Origin of the sequence: Novosphingobium organovorum, from assembly GCF_022832435.1 — a bacterium.
In the GTDB taxonomy this organism is placed as follows: domain Bacteria; phylum Pseudomonadota; class Alphaproteobacteria; order Sphingomonadales; family Sphingomonadaceae; genus Novosphingobium; species Novosphingobium organovorum.
Map to the genome: position 1 here is coordinate 1 of NZ_JALHLF010000051.1, position 19,848 is coordinate 19,848.

16 protein-coding genes and 1 pseudogene are annotated in these 19,848 nt (G+C 66.9%); 9 read left to right on the forward strand and 8 right to left on the reverse strand.

Translation table 11 applies throughout. The features are described 5' to 3' along the window. Positions 1-94: 94 nt before the first annotated feature. The 8 genes from MTR62_RS12745 to MTR62_RS12780 all read right to left on the reverse strand — a co-directional run bounded on the left by MTR62_RS12745 (position 95) and on the right by MTR62_RS12780 (position 11,879). The gene (locus MTR62_RS12745) at positions 95-2,347 is read right to left on the reverse strand and encodes a TonB-dependent receptor (RefSeq protein ID WP_244021466.1); all 2,253 of its coding nucleotides are present in this window, start codon (positions 2,345-2,347) and stop codon (positions 95-97) included. Positions 2,348-2,518: 171 nt separating this feature from the next. Beyond that, positions 2,519-4,255, reverse strand: a complete 1,737-nt coding sequence (locus MTR62_RS12750; protein WP_244021467.1) for an arylsulfatase — start codon at positions 4,253-4,255, stop codon at positions 2,519-2,521. A gap of 105 nt (positions 4,256-4,360) precedes the next feature. After that, positions 4,361-5,329 (reverse strand): TauD/TfdA dioxygenase family protein, encoded by a 969-nt coding sequence (locus MTR62_RS12755; RefSeq protein WP_244021468.1) that lies wholly within the window; start codon positions 5,327-5,329, stop codon positions 4,361-4,363. 37 nt (positions 5,330-5,366) lie between these two features. Next, positions 5,367-6,707, reverse strand: coding sequence for an MFS transporter (locus MTR62_RS12760; RefSeq protein WP_244021469.1), 1,341 nt, complete (start codon positions 6,705-6,707; stop codon positions 5,367-5,369). Positions 6,708-6,790: 83 nt separating this feature from the next. Then, entirely contained in the window at positions 6,791-9,280 is a 2,490-nt protein-coding gene (locus MTR62_RS12765; protein ID WP_244021470.1) for a TonB-dependent receptor, read from the reverse strand. Between the two features lie 248 nt (positions 9,281-9,528). After that, entirely contained in the window at positions 9,529-10,197 is a 669-nt protein-coding gene (locus MTR62_RS12770; RefSeq protein WP_244021471.1) for an RBBP9/YdeN family alpha/beta hydrolase, read from the reverse strand. Between the two features lie 10 nt (positions 10,198-10,207). Continuing rightward, positions 10,208-10,522, reverse strand: coding sequence for a hypothetical protein (locus tag MTR62_RS12775; RefSeq protein ID WP_244021476.1), 315 nt, complete (start codon positions 10,520-10,522; stop codon positions 10,208-10,210). Positions 10,523-11,075: 553 nt separating this feature from the next. Then, a complete protein-coding gene (locus tag MTR62_RS12780; protein WP_244021478.1) occupies positions 11,076-11,879 on the reverse strand; it encodes a lipid II flippase Amj family protein in 804 nt (267 codons plus the stop codon). A 159-nt stretch (positions 11,880-12,038) separates the two neighbouring features. Here MTR62_RS12780 and MTR62_RS12785 point away from each other — a divergent pair, with 159 nt between their 5' ends. The 9 genes and pseudogenes from MTR62_RS12785 to MTR62_RS12820 all read left to right on the forward strand — a co-directional run bounded on the left by MTR62_RS12785 (position 12,039) and on the right by MTR62_RS12820 (position 19,811). Then, a complete protein-coding gene (locus tag MTR62_RS12785) occupies positions 12,039-13,781 on the forward strand; it encodes an SLC13 family permease (protein WP_244021480.1) in 1,743 nt (580 codons plus the stop codon). A gap of 71 nt (positions 13,782-13,852) precedes the next feature. Further along, positions 13,853-14,308 (forward strand): Rrf2 family transcriptional regulator, encoded by a 456-nt coding sequence (locus MTR62_RS12790; RefSeq protein WP_244021482.1) that lies wholly within the window; start codon positions 13,853-13,855, stop codon positions 14,306-14,308. Between the two features lie 204 nt (positions 14,309-14,512). After that, the gene (locus tag MTR62_RS12795; RefSeq protein WP_244021484.1) at positions 14,513-15,571 is read left to right on the forward strand and encodes a sulfate ABC transporter substrate-binding protein; all 1,059 of its coding nucleotides are present in this window, start codon (positions 14,513-14,515) and stop codon (positions 15,569-15,571) included. 11 nt (positions 15,572-15,582) lie between these two features. Then, a complete protein-coding gene (gene cysT / locus MTR62_RS12800; RefSeq protein ID WP_244021486.1) occupies positions 15,583-16,470 on the forward strand; it encodes a sulfate ABC transporter permease subunit CysT in 888 nt (295 codons plus the stop codon). Beyond that, positions 16,467-17,291 carry a sulfate ABC transporter permease subunit CysW gene (gene cysW / locus MTR62_RS12805; protein ID WP_244021490.1) on the forward strand — a complete coding sequence of 275 codons (825 nt, stop codon included), beginning with the start codon at positions 16,467-16,469 and terminating at the stop codon, positions 17,289-17,291. The genes cysT and cysW overlap by 4 nt, the downstream gene beginning before the upstream one ends. 2 nt (positions 17,292-17,293) lie before the next feature. Beyond that, entirely contained in the window at positions 17,294-18,265 is a 972-nt protein-coding gene (locus MTR62_RS12810) for a sulfate/molybdate ABC transporter ATP-binding protein (protein ID WP_244021492.1), read from the forward strand. Next, positions 18,262-18,483 carry a YezD family protein gene (locus MTR62_RS12815; protein ID WP_244021494.1) on the forward strand — a complete coding sequence of 74 codons (222 nt, stop codon included), beginning with the start codon at positions 18,262-18,264 and terminating at the stop codon, positions 18,481-18,483. The genes MTR62_RS12810 and MTR62_RS12815 overlap by 4 nt, the downstream gene beginning before the upstream one ends. A 217-nt stretch (positions 18,484-18,700) precedes the next feature. After that, entirely contained in the window at positions 18,701-19,024 is a 324-nt protein-coding gene (locus tag MTR62_RS21635; protein WP_407672682.1) for a DUF6968 family protein, read from the forward strand. Between the two features lie 38 nt (positions 19,025-19,062). Continuing rightward, a pseudogene (locus MTR62_RS12820) lies at positions 19,063-19,811 on the forward strand (IS5 family transposase). Positions 19,812-19,848 lie beyond the last annotated feature (37 nt).

A 19,848-nucleotide genomic window follows, 5' to 3' on the forward strand; every position in this document is an offset into this window, starting at 1 on the left:
AGCGTGCGGCCGGGGCCGCGCGCGCCGCGCGACAGGCGCAGCAGGCTTGTCCCCAGCGCTCCGGCGGCAAGCGAAAGGAGGGCGATCAGCGGGTTCACCAGTGCAGCCCCGCGCCGATCCCGAAGGTCTGCGGCTCGCCCAGGATAGCAAGGTTCACCGCGTCGTAGCGGTACTGGTCGTAGGCGTCGTTGAACAGGTTGCGCACGAAGCCGAAGACTTCCCACGCGCCCGCGTCGTAGCCGACCCGTGCGTTGACGAGGGTGCGGCCGGCCAGCTTGCTGTCCGACTGATTCTGCCCGACGCTCGAATAGACCGCGCTGCGGTAGTTGGCGTTGAGATTGGCGGTGAAGCCGCTGCCGAAATCGGCGTTGATGCCGCCCGCCAGCGTCCAGTGCGGCGCGTAGGGGAACTCGGTGCCCGCAAGATCCACCGTGCTGGTGGTGCCCTCGGGCAGGTCGAAGTGGTCGAACTTGGTGCGGATGTGGCCGAGAGAGGCGTAGACGTCGAACATCGCGGAAAGCCGTGCACCTGCCTCGACCTCGAAGCCGTACATGTGCGACTTGGCGGCGTTGACGGTGTTGTAGTCGTAGGTGCTCGAGCCGAAGTGGGCGGTCACCTGCTGGTTGCGCCAGTCGTTGTAGAACACGTTTGCGTTGAGCGTCAGGCGATTGTCGAGCCAGCGCGAGCGCAGCGAGAATTCGTAGTTCCAGCTGTATTCCGGGTCGTAGGCGACGAGCGTTGCTTTCGCCGGGTTCTGGCTCGATCCGCCCGACCGGTAGGCGCGCTGGACGGTGAAACTGGTGTTGAGATCGCGCGTCCAGTCCATCGACAGCCCGGCCTTGGGCAGGAACGCGTTGAAGCGGCGCCGGTTGCTCGCGCGTGCGGCCGAGGCATCGTCGACGAGCGCGAGCACGCCCGCGTTGATGACCGAGACCACCGGCGCGTAGGCGCTGCCCAGCGCGTCGGTGTCGGGCAGGGTGCCGGTGAAGCTCGCCGTCGTTTCGGCGGTATAGCGGTTGGTCTCGTGGTCGAAGCGGAAGCCCGCGATGAGCGAGAGCCGGCTGGAAAGGTGGATGCGCCCGTCGCCGAACAGCGCCATGGTCTCCACCTTTTCGGGCTGGTCGGCTTGGTATTCGACCGGGATCACCGGGAGCAGTGCGGCGTAGGCCGTACTGATCGCGCTGGCGCTCGACGCGCTGAACCCGCTCGCCTGGAGCAGGGAGGAAATGGTCGATGTCGGGGTGGTGATGTTGATCCGGCTGTTGGCGTTGATCGCGCCCGAACGCCGGTAGTACCATGCGCCGAGCACGCCGCTGAGCAGCGGGCCTTCGTAGTTGAGCCGCAGTTCCTGGGTCAGCGTGCGGTAGAGGTAGCGGTTGTCGATGAACTGCTCGTCCTCGGCGGTGCCGTCGCCATCGATGGTCGAGTGGACCTTCGAACGGTTCCACGAGGTGACGCTCGACAGCTTGACCCGGCCGCCGGTGTCGTAACCCAGGTTCAGGACCGCGATGTCGCTGGCGATCGAGCCGCGATCGGGCTGGTCGCTGGTCGAGACGCGGTTGTTGAAGTAGTCGGCCACGTCGGTCCGCGCGTATTCGTAGAGATAGCCGCCTTCGCGCCGCACGCGGTTATAGCTGGCGAGCGCGGTAAGGCCGGGGAGCGCGGAGGGCGTCCACAGCAGTTTTCCACGCAGGTTGAGCACCTTGAGTTCATCGTCGTAGCCGCCGCGCGTCACGTTTCGGATGAGGCCGCGATCGGCACGCCGCTCGGCCGAGAGGCGGATGCCCAGCTCGTCGGCGATGATCGGACCGCCCGTCGCGATCGAGAACGTGCGGTCGTCGTGTTCGGTCCATTGCACGCGCGCATCGCCGCTCCAGCGGGTGAGCGAGGGGTCCTTGCTGGTGATGACGATCGAACCGGCCATGGCGTTGAGCCCCTGGATGGTGGACTGGGGGCCGCGCAGCACTTCCACCTGCTTCACGTCCCACAAGTCGGTCGGCCCGCCGTAGAGCGCCCAGCGCGGGATCGGCGCGCCATCGACATAGACCGTCGCGGTGTCCGCGTTGCCGCTGCCGGTCGCGCCGGTGTTGCGGATGCCGCGAATGGTGAAGCCGGTCGAACCATAGGTTTCCGAGACGTTTGCGGTGCGGTTGTAGACGTCCTGGATGGTGATCAGCGCTTCCTTTTCGATGCGCTGTGCGGTGGTGACGGCAACGCTCGTCTGGGTTTCCTGGAGCGAACGGGCGCTCTTTTCGCCGGTGACGATGATCGTGTCGTCGAGCGGGGCGGGCGTGGTGGTGGTCTGGCTGGCCTCCTGCGCCATGGCGCTGCCCGCGCTCAGCGTCATGAGCGCGGTTCCCGATAGGCCGGAAAGGAATGCAATTCGTCTGTTCATGTGTGCCCCCGATGTCGGAGCCACGCTCATTCTAAAAATCACTATTGCGAGTCAATAGCAATTATGAAATGCATTCGATGGCATTGCGGCGCGCGGTGGAATCCGCGCGCCGCATGTCCGGATTCAGGGGCGGTAGGGCACCGTGTCGGGCAGGATCACGCCGTTTTCGCGCGCATAGGCAGCCCACTGCGCTTCGAGCGCGGCGCGCCGCTCGGGCTGTTCGAGCGACAGGTCGCGGGTCTCGCCCGGATCGCTGGCAATGTCGAACAGGCGCCAGCGGCCATCGCCGTTGTCGGTGATCTTCCAGTCGCCCTGGCGGATCGAACGGCTGGCGAACAGCTCGGTGCCGATGGCTTCCTGCGGCGAATGAACCGCCGGGGCGCGGCCCTCCAGCCAGGCGCGCGCGCTGGTGCCGGTGATCGGCAGCACGCGGCGTCCGGCAAAGCGCGTTCCCTGCGCCGCGATCCCCGCGTAGTCGAGCAACGTGGGCGCGATGTCCGCCACGCCGACATAGGCGCGAGCGATCGAACCGGGATGGGCCAGCCCCGGCCCGCTGACGAACGCCGCGGTGCGCGTGCCGCCTTCGGAGGCGTAGCCTTTGACCAGCCAGGACGGCGCGGTGGCCGCCTGCGCCCAGCCGGGACCATAGGTCACGTAGCTGGTCCCGGAACCCAGATTGTCGAAGCGGTTGTCGGCGCTCTGGGTGTACTTGGCGAGCATCCTGGCCCCGGTGGTCTTGCTGTCGAGCGCCTCGGCTCCATTGTCGGCGAGGAAGACGATCACGGTGTTCTCCAGTTCGCCGCTGCGGCGTAGCGCGTCGATCACCTGCCCCACGTCCTGGTCCATCCGCGCGACCATCGCGGCATAGATCTCCATGCTGCGGGCCGCTTCGCGCTGGTCGGCGGCGGTCAGCGCGTCCCACCCGCCGAGCGGTGCGCGCACGCTGTGCGCTGCGGTACCCGGTGCCAGCAGGCCGAGCGCCTGCTGCCGGGCAAGGCGCGCCTGGCGCAGCGCATCGAAACCGGCATCGTAACGTCCCTTCTGGCGCGCGATCTCCTCGGCGGGCGCCTGCATCGGCCAGTGCGGCGCGGTGAAGGTGAGGTAGGCGAAGAAGGGCTTTTGCGGCGCATCGGCCCGGCTGGCGTCAAGCTCGGCGACGAGGTCGGCGGCAAAGGCGTCGGAGGAGTAGAAGCCGGGCTCGAGATGGTCGAGCACCGTGCCGTCGCGGGTATAGACAGAGCCCTTGTCGGGGCTCGTCGCCTGATCGAGCCCGAAGTGGTTCGAAGCGCCCTGGAGCAGCGCGAAACTGTGCTGGAAACCGCGCGCGTGCGGGTCCTGGTCGGGGGCGAGGCCCAGATGCCACTTGCCCGCCATCAGCGTGCGGTAGCCGCCCGCGGCAAGCCTTTCGGCGAGCGAGGCGACCGAGGGGCTGAGATAGCCTTCGTAGCCGGGATGGCCCTTCTGGTTGGGGGCGGTCAGCTCGGCCATGTTGCCCAGCCCCGCGCGGTGGTTGTCGGTGCCCGAAAGCAGCATCGCGCGCGTGGGCGAGCAGGTGGGGGCGGTGTGAAAGCCGGTCAGCCGCACGCCCGCCAGCGCCAGCGCGTCGAGATGGGGCGTGGCGATCTCCCCCCCGAAGGCGCCAAGGTCGGACCAGCCCAGATCGTCGGCGACGATGACCAGGAAATTGGGACGCGGCTGGCGGGAGGGCGTCGAGGGTCCGGCCGCGGCGAGGGCGGGATCGGGCACGGGCGCCCTGGCAGCTGCGGGACCAGCCAGGAGAGTGGCCGCGAGCAGGGCAGCGGCGGCGCAGGCCAACCGCGTGCGTGGGCGTACCCGGCGCCGCCGGAGAGGGAAGTTCATCGTGATCGGGCCTTTGCAGTAAGGTGGCCCCGCATTCGGCCCGGAGGAAGGACACCGGATGCGGGGCGTGGAAAGACGGTGTCGGCTGTCGTCAGGGCCGGGCGCTCAGGCCGCTTGGGTGCGCAGCGGGCGTTCCTTGCGCAAGGTCTGGCTGCGCGACCCGTCGATCCCCACCGGCACCGCCCCGGCTATCGTCGCGCGGCGCAGCGTGCGGCGCTGGAGGCCGAAATCGGCCACCGCGCGGTGCTGGGTCGCCTGGTTGTCCCAGAACGCCACGTCGCCCGGCTGCCAGCGCCAGCGCACGACGTTTTCGGGCCGGGTGATGTGTTCTTGCAGGATGGCGAAGATGCGCGCCGAATCCGCCGCGCCAAGACCTGCAATACGCTTGACGAAGTGGCCCAGCAGCAGCGCGCGTTCGCCCGAGACGGGGTGGACACGCACCACCGGATGTTCGGTTTCGTAGATCGTCGAGGCGAAGACGTCCTTCTGGAACAGGCGGCGCGCATCGGCCTGCGCATCGCTGGCGACGCGGTTGGCGGTGCTCGCCAGCAGGGCGGCGTAGTCGTAGTCGTTCGAATGGACCGCGCGCAGGCCATTGACGAAGGGACGCAGCGCTTCGGGCAGGGTGTCGTAGGCGGTCACGCAGTTCGCCCAGACGGTATCGCCGCCCGCTTCGGGAATGGTGATCGCGCGCAGGATCGAGGCGGCGGGGTAGGCCTCGGTGAAGGTCACGTCGGTGTGCCAGCTGGAGGCCGCGTAGCCCTCCTTGCTGTCGAGTTCGAGCAGGTAGCGCGAGCCGGGCGCGACGGGCACGGTGGGGTGCGCGACCGGGTCGCCGAAATGCGCCGCGAAAGCCTCGTGCGCGGCATCGTCGAGACTATGCTGGGCGCGGAAGAACAGCACCTTGTGGCGCACCAGCGCAGCCTTGATCGCGGCTATGGTGCCTGCCCCCAGGTCCCCCGAGAGCGTCACGCCGCGCACTTCGGCGCCGATGGTGCCGGTGACGGGACGGATGTCGAGGCCCGAGGCGGGATCGGGGGCATTGGCGTAGGTGGCGATGGACGAAGTGGTCATGGTCGGTCTCCTTGGTTGCAAGCGTGAAAGGGGAGGGTCATTCGGCCGGTTCAGGGACCGGCGCGAAAGCGGGAGGGGGCGTTTCGATCCGGCGGCGCAGTTCGCCGTGGCGCGCGGCATCGAGCGGGAAGCGCGCGACGAGCGTCGCTGCCAGCAGGTGCGCCAGCGCGGGGCCGAGCGCGAAGACCAGCAACAGTGCGTGGAGCGCTGCGGGCGTATTCGTGGAGGCTTTGGCGTCGAAGCCGAGCGCGGTCACCAGCGGCAGCGCGATCCCGAAGGCGAGCGCGCCGCCCAGCTTCATCGAGACGCTGAAGACCGAATAGTAGAGGCCAACGCGGTCCTCCCCGGTCTGCGCGCGGTGGAGATCGGCAACGTCGGCGACCATCGCGCGCAGCATGAGATTGCCCGAGCCCTGGGTCAGCCCCTGCGCCACGGCGAGCGCCATCATCAGCGCGAAGTCCTGCGGCGCGAGGAACACCAGCGCCAGGTTGATCGCGCACTGGCTCAACTCGGCCAGCATCGCCGCGCGCGCCTTGCCCAGCCGCTGCCCGATCGGGCGCCAGATCGGCCCGGCGAGAATGCCGAACGAATACTGGAGCAGGAAGAACCCCGCCGCCCATTCGGGGCGCCCGAAATAGATCGTCACGACAAACAGCAGCAGCGCGGTTCGCACGCCCTGTCCGGCGGTGACCGCCGCATCGGCGGCCAGCACGCGCAGCAGCAGCGGGTTGCCAAAGACCGCCTTGAGGCTCGCGCGAAACGCGAAACGCGCGAGGTGGTGCTCGGTAGCGCGCTCGATCTGGCGTTCAGGCCAGGCGGTCAGTGTCAGCAGCAGGCCCGGCACTGCGGTCACCAGCACCAGCGTACCGAACAGCGTCAGGCGCAGCCGCCCGTCGTCGGGACGCAGCTGGTCGGCCAGCGCGGGCAGCAGCAGCGTGAGCACCAGCGCGGCCGAGGACAGCAGCGTGATCTGCGCGGCGATGCGCGTGCGCTCGTCATAGTCGCCGCTGATCTCGCCCGACCAGGCGAGCAGGCCGGTCTGGGTGATCGAGGCGCCGCAGTAGTAGCACAGCACCCCGCCCGCGACCCAGCCGAGCCCGATGCCGTCGGGCGGGAAGAACAGCATCGCACAGCCCACAATGAACAGAAGGCCGCCGCCCGCGATCCACGGGCGTCGCCGTCCGAACCGGCTCGCCGTGCGATCGCTCAGCGCGCCGACGATCGGGTCGAGCAGCGAATTGGCGAGCTGGCCGATGAGATAGACCAGCCCGAGCCCGGCAAGCGGGATCGCGTAGTCATGTGCAAGGATTGCGGGCACGAAGGCCATGACCGGCTGCGTGGCGGCGTAGATCGGGACGATCATCGCGGCAAAACGCAACAGACGCGCCGTTGTGAGCGCAGGAGTGGAAGGATGCGGGCAGGGCATGGATAGCTCCGGGGAAGGCTCGGGTCGGGCGTGCGTCACAGTTTGGTACGCAACGTCGCGCCGATGGTGCGCGGCTCGCCCAGCTGCGCGGTGACGACACCGGTGCTGGCGGCGCCGAGCGCGATGAAATAGTCCTTGTCGAACAGGTTGCGCGCCCAGATCGAGAGGTCCCAGAGACCGTCCTGGGTGGCGAGGCCGATCCGCGCGTTGGCGAGGGCGTAGGCCGCAACCACCGTCCAGGCCGAGTTCGAGGCCGAGGTGTTGACGGCCGATTTCCAGGCGTAGTCGGCGTGGGCGTAGGCGGTGATGGTGCGCCCGCCCAGGGTCGCCAGCGGATGGCTGGCGTCCGCGCCCAGCGTCCAGGCCCATTTGGGAACGCCCGGCAGTCGCGCGCCCGAAAGGTCCTGTGTCGCGCCCTCGTTCAGCCGTTCGTAGGCTTGCGGTGCGTTTTCGTAGGACAGGTAGCGCGCGTCGGTGAACGTCGCGGAGGCGTTGAAGCGCAGGTAGTCGCTGGCCACGAAGGCGAGGTCCCCCTCGATCCCGCGCGAGCGGACCTTGGGGATGTTCGAGATGTACTGGCGCGTGACTGAACTGTTGTCGGGATCGACGTCGGAAATGGTGGTCTGGTAGTCGCGGATCTGGGTCCAGAACGCGGCGGCGTTCAAGGTCGCGCGGTCATCGAGGAACTGCGTCTTGAGACCCAGTTCGAAGGCGTCGACCGTCTCGGGCCTGACGCTGGCGTCGGTCAGACTGGAGGGCAGCTGGGTGAGGTTGAGCCCGCCCGATTTGTTGCCGCGCGAATAGCTGGCGTAGAGGAGCGCGTTCTTGCGCGGTTTCCAGGCCAGCGAGACGAGGCCCGACAGGCTGTCGTCGGTAAAGGCGGTAACGGTGCGCGCGACGGCCTTGTTGAAGCTCGATCGCAGGGCGAGGATCTGCGCCTGTTCGGCCTCGCTGAAGCCCGAGATGTCGGCGGCATCGGCGACCCATTGCTCATAGACGCCGCGCTTTTTCTCGTGGTTGAAGCGCAAGCCCGTGGTCAGCGTGAGTCGAGGGGTCACGTGCCAGTCGGTCTGGCCGAAGGCCGAAAGGGTGCGCGTCTGCGGGTCGGAATAGGAGTTGACCTCGTACCCGTCGAGCGCGGCGGTGCTGAGCGCGCTGGTGCTGTTCAGGTACCACAGCGGCCCGGCCGATCCGTAGCGCGTGGCGCCGTAGCCGCGCACCGTCTGCCAGAAATAATAGGCGCCCAGCACATAGTCGAACGTGCCGTTGTCCTTCGAGGCAAGCCGCAATTCCTGGCTGAACTGGCGCTGGCGGTTGGCCTGCTGCGCCTTGACCACGATCGGCAGCGACGTGCTGTCACCATCGTTGGCCGGGTCCCAGTCCCACCAGCGATAGGCGCTGATCGCGGTCAGCGTCGCGCCGCCCAGCGTCCAGTCGGCCTGGCCCGAGACGCCGTAGCCCGCCATCTTCGACTGGTAGTGACTGTCCGCCTCGCCCACGCGGTCGAACGGGGAGAACGTGGGCAGGCTGTAGTCGGCAAAGCGCGCGGCGCGCTGGGCGAAGTTGTTCGCGATGGTCGAGCCGTCTTCGTAGGTGGTGTGCAGGGCAGCGAAGACGTTGAGCGTGTAGTCCTGCTTTTGCCGCGCGTAATCGCCGATCAGGCGCACCTCCAGATCGCTGGTGGGAGCGAACAGAAGCTGCGCGCGCACGCTCTTGTTGGAATAGTTCTGCGCGCGGGTGTGGGTCGTCTTGTTCCACAGGAAACCGTCGTTGCCGCTGATCGCGCCCGAAACGCGCAGCGCCAGCACATCCTCGATCAGTCCCCCCGAAACCGAGCCGCGCAGCTGGTGGTAGCCGTAGTTGCCAAGGCTAGCCTCGGCGGACAGTTCGGGGTCGAAGCTGGGCTTGCGCGAGGTGACGTTGATGACGCCCGCGGTGGTGTTCTTGCCGAACAGCGTGCCCTGCGGTCCGCGCAGCACCTCGATGCCCTGAAGGTCTACAAGGTCGAACTGCGCGAGCCCGACGCGGCCGTAATAAACGTTGTCGATGTAGAAGCCCACGCCGCTTTCGAGCCCGTCGTTGGTGAGCGATACGTTCGAGCCCAGGCCGCGGATGTTGATGTTGGTGTTGCGCGGGTTGAAGGTGATGATCTGGAGGCTGGGCACCTGCTGCTGGATCTGGCCGATGGTGTAGTCGCCGCGACGCTCCAGCGTCTGCGCGCTGATCGCGCTGATCGCGACGGGCACCTCCTGGACGTTCTCCTCGCGGCGGCGCGAACCGGTGACGACGATCGCATCGGCATCGGCATCGTCGGCGGCATCGGTGGTCGCTCCCGTTGCCGCATCGCTCGTGGGGAGGCTGGCAGCATCGACGGCATCGGCAGCAAGGGCGGGAGGGGAAGCAAGGAGACTGGCGGCCAGCAGCGCGCTGGTCAGCGTTACGCGGCCAGAGCCAGTCGCTAGGCCAGTCGCTAGGCCAGTCGAGAGGCCAGTCGAGAGGGCAGTCGATAGGGTCGGCGAGGGCATGGAAATCGGGTCCTGTTATGCGGGCGTGACGAAGGGTTTCGCGTCCCGGCAGAGGCGTCGGGGCGAACGAAGAGGGGGCGGACGCAGGTCGGGTGCGGGCGGAGCGCCAGGGCGCGCGGCTAAGGGCCGTCGTGGGCCTGTGGCGCGCCTGTTGCGGGCCCCCCGGTCAAGCGGGCAGGGTGCCGGGAAAGCCGGACGGGAGGTACAAGGGAGGGAATACCTCCCGCCCGGCCTTCAGGTTCGCGCGATCAGCGCGGCGCGCCTGAAGGCGTCTGGCGTTGCGCGAAGTACGCCGCCGCGCCGTCCGCGAGAAGCGGTGTGGGCGCAGGCGTGATGCTGGCGATCAGGCGGCGCAGCAGGAACAGGCCGTAGGGCCAGTCCTTGAGGCCGGATGCGGCGTTGATGTGCCCCATCGGTCCGGCATCGATCAGTTGGCTGCCCCAGATGCGCGCCATGCGCCGGGCCTGACCGAAGCGGGTGTAGGGATCGTTGCGGCTGGCGACGAGCAGCGATGGGAAGGCGAGGCGCTGGCGCGCGACGGGGCCGAAACCGCACAGACGGGCATCGATCGGGGCGTCCTCGACATCGGGCGGTGCCACCAGCAGCGCGCCCGCGACACAGGTGGTGCGCGCCGAACCTTGCGCGCTCCACCAGGCCGCGGCGTGGCAGCCCAGGCTGTGCGCGACGAGGATGACCGGGCGCGAGGCCGAAGCGATCGCAGCCTCGAGCCGCGCAACCCACTGCGCGCGCTGCGGCAGGGCCCAGTCGCCCAGATCGACGCGGCGGAAATCGGCCTGGTCGCGTTCCCACAGGCTTTGCCAGTGGTCCGGCCCGCTGTTGTCGATACCGGGCAGGGTCAGCAGCAGCGGAGCGGGCGCGCAGGCGCGCCCGGTGGTGGTGAAAGGGCGTTGCAGCACGGCACCGCTCCTAGTTCCAGGCCGCGCTGACGAGCGCGGCGATACCGGCCCAGAGCGCAAGCGAAATCGGCAGGGCGATCACCAGCCCGCGAAAGATTTCGGTCGATCCGGCGCCCGGCGGCTGCGCCCAGGGCACCCGTGTCAGGCTTTGCGTCGCCATCGCCTTGGGCGGGGTAGCGCGGTGGAACGAGGGCGGCGTGCGGGGTGCGGCCGTGGCGCGCGATCCGGCGGGAAGGCCCTGGCGGAATTTGGATTTTGATCGCAGCGCGGCGGCCAGGGTCGGCCGGTAGGTTGCCCTGCGGGGGATCGTGAAGGGGCTGTGCATCGGATCACCTCAAGTTTCGTGTGAGGGGAACACGAGGCCTGGCGTTGTCGCCCGAGCATCGCGCGCTTTAGCGGTTGGTAACGCGGAGCAAGCTGCTTCCCGATCAAATGCCGCGGGTCAGGGAGAAAAGCCGGGACGTCCTGACCATCCGTCGTTTGGTGATTTAATCTCTACCTAATGGGTGGGGTTTTGGTCAAGCGGCTTTTTGCACATCGCGTCGAGTAGAGCGATTTGTTCGGCAGGGTGAGCCGAAATTGGCGGTTTTTCGCCGATTTCCTTGCGTCGCAAAAGCGATGCGATCCCGCGGTGAGGGGGGCGCCCGCGCGGCGCCTGAGCGCTCCAGCATCATTGCCGCTTGGTATGAGGGGGCTGGCTTCGAGGCAGCGTGGACAAAATCAGCCGTCCAGTTCGGCGCTTTGCGGATGGCGGGCGTGGCTCCCTCCGCTGTGACTAGAGCGATTTTCGATCAGATTGCATCAGATCGACCGCTCTAGCCTTTTGTTTTAACGAATTTTCTGAACCGTCAGGTGATTCCACCTGACTGGAAAATGCCCTAGATCGTCCGCACGCAGACCATCACCAGCCAGACTGCCGGCAGGAACAGCACCTGGGCCAGCATTGTCCCGGCGATCCGGCTCATCGAGAGCAACACGATCGTGCGCCGGAAAACCGGTTCATCGACCGATCCGGCAATGACGTCGTCGGTCATCACCGAAAGCTGGGGGTCGATCAGCACGAACAGCAGGATCGTGGCCAGCCCGTTGACCACCGAGGACAGTTGCGAGGCGGTCACCCGGTATTCCGGGTAGCGATATCCGGCGTAGAGCGCTGCGGTGACGCCCACGCTGAGCAGCGCCTGCGCCAGTACGTTGAGCGCGATGACGCCAATGCCGATGCCGCGCGGGCGGCGCAGGTCGCGGACGTGGCGCGGGTGGGGCGCGGTGCCGGAGCGGTGCAGAAAGCGTACTCCGCGCAGGCTGAGACCCTGCCGGGCCAGGGTGAGGACCGAACGGTGATGCTGAAAATCCTCGATCGCTCGACAAAACCATCTTTGAACGGTCGGGATAAGAAGCGTGCCGATGATGGTTGCGGCGGTGGCCGTACCCAGGATCAGGCGAAAGTCGTGGAGCAGCCCGGCGCCGGAATGCACGATGAGCGCCTTTTCGATTCGCTTGGCGAGAAACGGCCCGAGGAAGCTGTTGGAGAGCCGCGAGAGCAGGACAAGAACGTTGAAAAGAGCGAAAGACAGGGCGATTCTATGGGTGCGGACCCCGGCGATACGGGCGGCGTAGGCCAGTGCGCCGACGAGGTTGATGGCAAATGTGAGCAGGCAGATGGTGGCGAGTTGCGCGTCCATGGCTTCTCCGGAGGGAGGGCGAGATGCGCCTTTATACTATGGTATTGCCAATACTCCATCTAGCGAATCGGGATAAGGCAAGGATTCGCTTGCGCCCGGCCGCTCGCCCCGCGTAGGCTGGAGTGCCCCGGCCTTGGGTCGAGCCAGCAAGGGTTCCTTATGACGTTCGCGCAATGGGCTATCATCGCTATTCTGTTGGGCATGATGGCCGCTTACGCTTCCGAGAGATTTCGGGTCGAGCTGGTCGCCATGAGTGGCCTTGGTGCGGGCTTTGCGCTGGGGGTGGTGCCGGTTCAGTCGGTTTTTTCCGGGTTTTCCAATCCGGCGGTGATTACCGTGGCGGAAATCCTGCTTGTGGTCGCCGCGCTCGCGCAGTCGCGCGTGATCGATACGCTCGCGCGGCGCTTCGTCGCGCGGGCGCGCAACGAAACCGCCGTGCTGGCGGTGCTGTGCAGTCTGGCCGCGGTGGCTTCAACGGTGATGAACAACATCGGCGCGTTGGCGCTGTTCTTTCCGGTCACGCTGTCGGTCTGCGCGCGGCTGGGCATCGCCTCGGGGCGGATGCTGATGCCGCTCTCCTTTGCCACGTTGCTGGGCGGGATCTGCTCGCTGACGGGCACGCCTGCGAACCTGGTGGTCAACGACTGGATGGTTTCGCAGACGGGGGGTGGGTTCGGGTTTTTCGGCCTCGCCTGGGTCGGGCTGCCGGTGGTGCTGGCCGGGCTCGTCTGGCTGGTGCTGGCCGGACCGCACCTGCTGCGGGCCGCCCCGGCCGTGCCGTCCGGTTCCGACGTCGGCCCTGCGGCGTTTCTGGCCGAACTGGTCGTGCCAGCGGGATCGGGGCTGACCGGGCTGCGTCTGCCAGCTGCCGAACAGAGCTTCGATGTCGTGATCCACGGCGTGGTGCGCAGCGGCGCGCACGTCTTCGCGCGGCGCGCGGACATCGTGGTGATGCCCGGCGACGTGGTGTTGATCGAAGCCGATTTCGTGCTGGTCGACCAGCTGGTTTCGCGTGGTCTGCTGGCCTTTGCCGAGGCTGGCGGATCGCGCGCAGCGGGACGTGACCGGGAGGAAGCGGTGGTCATGCCCGACAGTTTCCTGCTCGGCTCGCGCATCGGCGATGTGGCGTTGTTCGCCGAGCAGGCGGTGCGGGTGGTGGGGCTCGCAAGCCGGCGCCACCGGGTCGAGGGGCGCTTTGCCGATTTGCCGATCGGACTGGGCGATGTGCTTATCCTGGAGGGGGAACGCGAGGCCTTGCGCGTGACCATGAGCGAAGGCGCGTTGCTGGCGCTTTCGCGCCGTCGCCCGCCGCGTCTCAATGTGCGCGCGGCGACGGGAGTGGTGGTGTTCGCGGCGGGCGTGCTGGCTTCGGCGCTCGAACTGGTGCCGACCGAAGTCGCGTTTGGCGCGGTGGTCTTCGTGCTGGCGGTGACCCGCTGCCTCAATTTGCGTACCGCACTTCAGGAAATGAACTGGCCGATCGTTCTGTTGCTGGCCTGCATGATCCCGCTCGGTGTGGCGGTGCAGGATACCGGCGCGGCGCGGATCATCGCGAACGCCATCGTGGCGCACCTTCCCGTAGCCGGCCCCGCCGGGGTGATCGCGCTGGTGCTGGTCATGGCGATAGCCATCACCCCGTTCGTTGACAACGTGTCGACCGCGGCGGTTCTCAGCCCCATTGCTGCGGGCATTTCGGCGCGCACCGGGGTGGCGATCGAGCCGCTGCTGATGGCGGTTGCGGTGGGGACCTCGCTCGATTTCCTGACCCCGTTCGGGCACCACAACAACGCGGTGGTGATGGGGGCGGGTGGCTATCGCTTCACCGATTTTCCCCGTTTCGGCGCGCCGCTGCTGGCGGTGTGCTTCGTTGCCGCGCTGTTGGCGCTGCTGGCTCTGGTCTAGGCGATGCGTTGCAATGCGCCCGAACAGGTCGTAAATGTCCATCCGTTCTGTAGGGAAAACGGCGAGCGGTCATGATTTCGAATAAAGCCAAATACGCGCTTCGTGCGCTGCTCGCGGTGGCGGCTCAGCCCGATGGGGAAGCGCTTACCAGTACCGAGATCGCGCGCACCCATTCGATCCCGCACAAGTTTCTCGAACAGATACTGCTCGACCTCAAGAAGGCTGGAATCCTCGAAAGCCGCCGCGGCAAGGCCGGTGGATACGTCATGCTGCGCCCCGCCGACACGATCAGTTTCGGCGAAGTCCTGCGCATTTTCGATGGGCCGCTGGCGCCGCTTCCCTGCCTTTCGCGGGTGGCCTACCGGCGCTGCGAGGATTGCGAGAGCGAGGCGCGTTGCCTGATTCGGCGGGAACTTGCGCGCTCTTACGATGCCAGCCGCCAGGTCCTCGATTCGCGCACGATGGCCGATGCCCTGCGCGAGGGGCAGGATGCGCCGCTCACCGCGCCGGTTCGCCGGGCGGGCTGAACCGGCGCAAATCGGGCCAAAAGGCGCGGGTCCACGCGTTTACGCCCCTGGTTTCGGCCGGTCGAGCTGGGCCAGGTGCGCGACAAGATTGCGCGAATTGTGCTTTTCTAATCCCTATAAAACCGATAGAGATAATGCGGTAACAACACGCTACAGCCTTTCCGTCCACGCGGGCGGAGGGAAGGCGCAAGGAAAGACCGCTCGATGAAACACGCCGGAAAAGCGCGCGCGCTGAGCGCCGCCGTTGCATTCGCCGCCCTGGCCCTGGGGAGCCTTTCTCTCGCCGGTTGTTCGGACAAGCGGGGGGAGGGCGGCAAGAGCGCCCAATTGCTCAACGTCTCCTACGACCCCACGCGCGAACTCTACGAGGCGCTCAATCCGCGTTTTGCCGCGCGCTGGAAGCGTGAGAGCGGGCAGACGCTCGAGGTCAAGATGAGCCATGGCGGTTCGGGCAAGCAGGCGCGCGCGGTGATCGACGGGCTCGACGCCGATGTCGTCACCCTGGCGCTGGCCTATGACATCGACGCCATCGCGGACCGCACCGGCGGCAAGCTGCCCGAAAACTGGCAGAGCCGTCTGCCGCACAACAGCGCGCCCTACGCCTCGACCATCGTCTTTCTGGTGCGCAAGGGCAATCCCAAGCAGATCCACGACTGGGGCGATCTGGTGAAGCCGGGAGTCTCGGTCATCACGCCCAATCCCAAGACGAGCGGAGGCGCGCGCTGGAATTTCCTCGCCGCCTGGGCCTACGGCAAGGCCAGCCACGGCGGCTCGGAGGCGGGCGCCAGGGACTTCGTCAAGCAGCTCTACGGCCATGTCCCGGTGCTCGACAGCGGGGCGCGCGGCGCGACGACGACGTTCGTCGAACGCGGGATCGGCGACGTGCTGCTGGCCTGGGAGAACGAGGCCTATCTGGCGCAGGACGAGCTGGGCAAGGGCAAGTTCGACATCGTGACCCCCTCGCTCTCGATCCTCGCCGAGCCGCCCGTGGCGGTGATCGACGGCAACGCGAAGCGCCACGGCACGCTCAAGCTGGCGCAGGCCTACCTTGCCTATCTCTATACCCCGGAGGCGCAGGAGATCATCGCCCGGAACCATTACCGCCCGATCGACCGGGACGTTGCAAAGCGCCATGCAGGCGAATTCCCGGCGCTCAACCTCGTCACCATCGACAAGGATTTCGGAGGCTGGCGCGCCGCGCAGAAGCGCTTCTTCGACGATGGCGGCGTGTTCGACCAGATCTACACCCCCGGCGGGCAGTAAGCGCGATGGAAATGTCGAGCAACGCTCTCGCACTGGCGCCGCCGCGCGCCATTGCCCTCCCGCGCTCCGGTCGCCGCCGGGCGCGCCGTTCGGTCATTCCAGGCTTCGGCCTGACCATGGGCCTGACCCTCGCCTGGCTTTCGCTGATCGTGCTGATCCCGCTCAGCACCGTCTTCGTGCGCAGCGCGGGGATGGGCTGGACGCGCTTTGCCGAGGCCGCCTTCGCGCCGCGCGCGCTGGCGGCCTACCAGATCAGCTTCGCCACGTCGCTGGGGGCCGCGGCGATCAACGCGGTGTTCGGCCTGCTCACCGCCTGGGTGCTGGTGCGCTATGATTTCGCCGGGCGGCGGATCGTCAACGCGCTGGTCGACCTGCCCTTCGCGCTGCCGACGGCGGTGGCGGGGATCGCGCTCACCGCGATCTACGCCTCGAACGGCTGGATCGGCGGGCTGCTTGCCCCGCTGGGGATCACGCTTGCCTACAACCCGGTGGGGATCATGCTGGCGATGATCTTCGTCGGACTGCCCTTCATCGTGCGCTCGCTCGAGCCGGTGCTCGAGGATTTCAACGCCGAAGTCGAAGAAGCCGCGCGTTCGCTCGGCGCACGGCCGGTCCAGGTCTTCGTGCGGGTGATCCTGCCGGAGATACTGCCCGCCCTGCTAACCGGCTTCGCGCTCGCCTTCGCGCGGGGGCTGGGCGAGTACGGCTCGGTCATCTTCATTGCGGGCAACATGCCCTTCAAGTCCGAAATCGCCCCGCTGCTGATCGTCACCCACCTCGAGCAATACGATTACGCCGGGGCCAGCGCGATCGCCACGGTCATGCTGCTGGCCGCTTTTGCCCTGCTTCTGGTCATCAACCTGATCCAGGCCTGGAGCCGGCGGAGGATGGAGCGATGAGCGCGCGCACGCTCGATCGCCCGCGCCTTGCGCTGGTGCTTGCCGCGCTGGGGTTCCTCGCGCTGTTCCTGCTGCTGCCGCTGGTGGTCGTCTTCGTCGAGGCGCTGCGCCAGGGGCTGGGGGCCTATGCCGCCGCGCTGGTCGATCCCGATGCGCTGAGCGCCATCCGGCTGACCCTGCTGGTTGCCGCGATCAGCGTTCCGGTCAACCTCGTGTTCGGGGTGCTGGCCGCCTGGGCCATCGCCAAGTTCGATTTTCCCGGAAAGAGCCTGCTGATCACGTTCCTCGACCTGCCGTTCTCGGTCTCGCCGGTGGTCGCGGGGCTGATCTACGTGCTGGTGTTCGGCGCGCAGGGCTGGCTCGGGCCCTGGCTTGAGGCGTACGACATCCAGATCGTCTTTGCGGTGCCTGGCATCGTTCTGGCGACGGTTTTCGTGACGTTCCCCTTCGTCGCGCGCGAGCTGATCCCGCTCATGCTCGAACAGGGACGCGACGATGAAGAGGCCGCGCTCTCGCTCGGCGCCTCGGGCTTGCAGACGTTCCTGAGGGTCACTTTGCCCAACGTGCGCTGGGGGCTGCTCTACGGCGTGCTGCTGTGCAACGCGCGGGCCATGGGGGAATTCGGCGCGGTCTCGGTGGTCTCGGGGCACTTGCGCGGAATGACCAACACGATGCCGCTGCACGTCGAGATTCTCTACAACGAATACAACTTCGTGGCGGCCTTTGCGGTGGCCTCGCTGCTGGCCTGCCTGGCGCTGCTGACGCTTGTTCTCAAGACCGCGCTCGAAGCGCGTTTCCACAATTCCAACCGAAAGGCATGACGATGATCCGACTGGAAGGCATCACCAAGGCCTATGGCGATTACCCGGCGCTCAAGGGCCTCGACCTCAGCGTGCGCGATGGCGAATTCCTTGCCCTGCTTGGCCCCTCGGGCTCGGGCAAGACGACCTTGCTGCGCATCATCGCCGGGCTTGCGTTTCCCGATGCGGGGCGCGTGCTGTTCAACGGCGAGGACGTGACCGATCTCCAGGTCGCCGAGCGCAAGGTGGGCTTCGTGTTCCAGCACTACGCGCTGTTCAAGCATATGACGATCGCGGACAACGTGGGCTTTGGCCTCTCGGTGCGGGCCCGGCGCGAACGGCCGGGCCGCGCGGCGATCCGCGCGCGGGCGCACGAACTGCTCGACCTGGTTCAGCTCGGCGGGCTGGGCGAGCGATACCCCGCGCAGCTTTCGGGCGGCCAGCGCCAGCGCGTGGCGCTGGCCCGCGCGCTGGCGGTCGAACCGCAGCTTCTGCTGCTCGACGAGCCTTTCGGCGCGCTCGACGCCAAAGTGCGCAAGACGCTGCGCCGCTGGCTGCGCGAACTGCACAAGCAGATGGGGCTGACCTCGATCTTCGTCACCCACGATCAGGAAGAAGCGCTCGAACTGGCGGATCGGGTGGTGGTGATGGACCAGGGGCGGATCGAACAGATCGGTTCGGCCGAGCAGGTCTACATGGAGCCCGCCAGCGCCTTTGTGGCCGATTTCGTGGGCGAGACCTGCGTGCTGCCCGGCGGGGTCCACGTGCGGCCGCACGATATCGAGATCGTGTCCGATGTGGGCCATCCGGTGGTGGTGGGCAACGTCTTTCGCAAAGGGGGCATGTGGCGGGTCGAGGGCGCGCTTGCGGGGCATGACCGGTTGGTCGAGTTCGATCTGGAATCGCGGCTCGTGCCGCCCGGTCTTGGCCAGACCGTCTACATCCGGCCGCGCCGCATGAAGATCTTCGAGGCAACCGAAAGGAACGCGCCATGAACGGACCCAACCCGGCATCGGTGAGCGCTGCGCCGCGCGCGGGCGAGCCGGAGAACCGCGCCCGCGACATCCAGCGCCAGCTCGATCAGAGCCTTGCCAGCGTGCGCGAGGCGCTCAGTGGGCTGCAGTTCGGCAACGTGTCGCTCACCGTCCACGAAGGGCGGGTGGTGCAGATCGACGTGACCGAGAAGCGTCGGTTGAAGCCGGCCGGCTCGTAGTGGTTCGATGCTGAGATGTGATGTTCTAACGGACGGGGCGCGCCCAGACGTCAGAACCGCGTCGAACCACTCGGCGGCGTGGGCAAATTCAAACGTCTGGTTTCGCCGGTTTGCGGACGGTGTGGTGAGCCCACCCCACTGCGACTAGGCCGTGAACCCATAAAAGTTGCCGCCTTCTCAGCCCTATGCCAGACCTTCCCGCGATGAAGGAGGGCAGATGACTGAAGTGCCATTCGTGGAGCGCAGGTTCGAGCTTGATGGCGGTGAATTGGTCGTGTGCTTTTTCACGCCATCGAAGGCGCCTGGAGGCGAGTTCCAATGCCGTTATGTTATAGGATGGCCGGAACGAGAGGTTCGCCGGTTTGCGTGCGGGGAAGATGGTCTCCAAGCACTCATGCTGGCCATGCGGACGGTCCATTCCGATCTTGTCGAGAGCGAAGCTTACAAGGCTGGACGTCTTACTTGGTGTAAACAGGCCGATCTGGACCTTCCGCCCACGTGGGGCGTTGGGCCGCTATACGACCCGCCACCACAGCCATGAGCCTTTTCAGGCCGCTATAATTCTGATTCAGGGTCGGCATGAGCCGATATGACCTTACCGACTTTGAATGGCGCGTGATCGAGCCACTGTTGCCCAATAAGCCGAGGGGCGTGCCGCGTGTCGATGACCGGCTCGTTTTGAACGGAATATTCTGGGTGCTGCGATCTGGCGCTCCATGGCGCGATCTGCCGGAGCGCTATGGACCGCGCACCACCTGCTACAACCGCTTTGCGCGATGGCGGAAGGCTGGCGTATGGGATCGAATGATGGACGCCATCACCGCCGCGCACGATGGCGACATCCAGATGATCGACAGCACTTCCGTTCGCGCCCACCAGCAGGCAGCGACGGCAAAAAGGGGGATCGAGATCATTGTCTCGGTCGCTCCCGAGGTGGGCTCACGACCAAAATCCATGCGGTCGTCGACGGGCAAGGCCTCCCGATCCGGCTGAGCCTGTCCGCAGGGCAAAGCCATGACGGCCAAGCCGCTGACGATCTGCTCGACCATGTTGGTGCCGGAACAATCGTACTGGCGGACAAGGCTTACGATGCCGATCGCATCCGGGCGTCTCTCCGCGAGAAAGGGGCATTCGCCAACATCCCGCCAAAGTCCAACCGCCGGTCAAAACCCTACTTCAGCACTTGGCTCTACCGCGAGCGAAACCTGATCGAGCGCTTCTTCTCCAAGCCTTCCGCCCCTCTCGCACGCGGGAGGGGCGGAAGGCTTGGGAACGTAGTGACCTGGCCCAATGGGGTGGGCGGGAACCACCCAATTCTCTCGTTTTGATCACCGCCAGATTTGTCGCCACCGTCTCGTCGAGCGC

Coding starts and splice junctions, on each gene's coding strand:
- MTR62_RS12745 (WP_244021466.1), bottom strand. CDS start 2,347: ATGACGCTGAGCGCGGGCAGCGCCATGGCGCAGGAGGCCAGCCAGACC.
- MTR62_RS12750 (WP_244021467.1), bottom strand. CDS start 4,255: ATGAACTTCCCTCTCCGGCGGCGCCGGGTACGCCCACGCACGCGGTTG.
- MTR62_RS12755 (WP_244021468.1), bottom strand. CDS start 5,329: ATGACCACTTCGTCCATCGCCACCTACGCCAATGCCCCCGATCCCGCC.
- MTR62_RS12765 (WP_244021470.1), bottom strand. CDS start 9,280: ATGCCCTCGCCGACCCTATCGACTGCCCTCTCGACTGGCCTCTCGACT.
- MTR62_RS12775 (WP_244021476.1), bottom strand. CDS start 10,522: ATGCACAGCCCCTTCACGATCCCCCGCAGGGCAACCTACCGGCCGACC.
- MTR62_RS12780 (WP_244021478.1), bottom strand. CDS start 11,879: ATGGACGCGCAACTCGCCACCATCTGCCTGCTCACATTTGCCATCAAC.
- MTR62_RS12785 (WP_244021480.1), top strand. CDS start 12,039: ATGACGTTCGCGCAATGGGCTATCATCGCTATTCTGTTGGGCATGATG.
- MTR62_RS12790 (WP_244021482.1), top strand. CDS start 13,853: ATGATTTCGAATAAAGCCAAATACGCGCTTCGTGCGCTGCTCGCGGTG.
- MTR62_RS12795 (WP_244021484.1), top strand. CDS start 14,513: ATGAAACACGCCGGAAAAGCGCGCGCGCTGAGCGCCGCCGTTGCATTC.
- cysT (WP_244021486.1), top strand. CDS start 15,583: ATGTCGAGCAACGCTCTCGCACTGGCGCCGCCGCGCGCCATTGCCCTC.
- cysW (WP_244021490.1), top strand. CDS start 16,467: ATGAGCGCGCGCACGCTCGATCGCCCGCGCCTTGCGCTGGTGCTTGCC.
- MTR62_RS12810 (WP_244021492.1), top strand. CDS start 17,294: ATGATCCGACTGGAAGGCATCACCAAGGCCTATGGCGATTACCCGGCG.
- MTR62_RS12815 (WP_244021494.1), top strand. CDS start 18,262: ATGAACGGACCCAACCCGGCATCGGTGAGCGCTGCGCCGCGCGCGGGC.
- MTR62_RS21635 (WP_407672682.1), top strand. CDS start 18,701: ATGACTGAAGTGCCATTCGTGGAGCGCAGGTTCGAGCTTGATGGCGGT.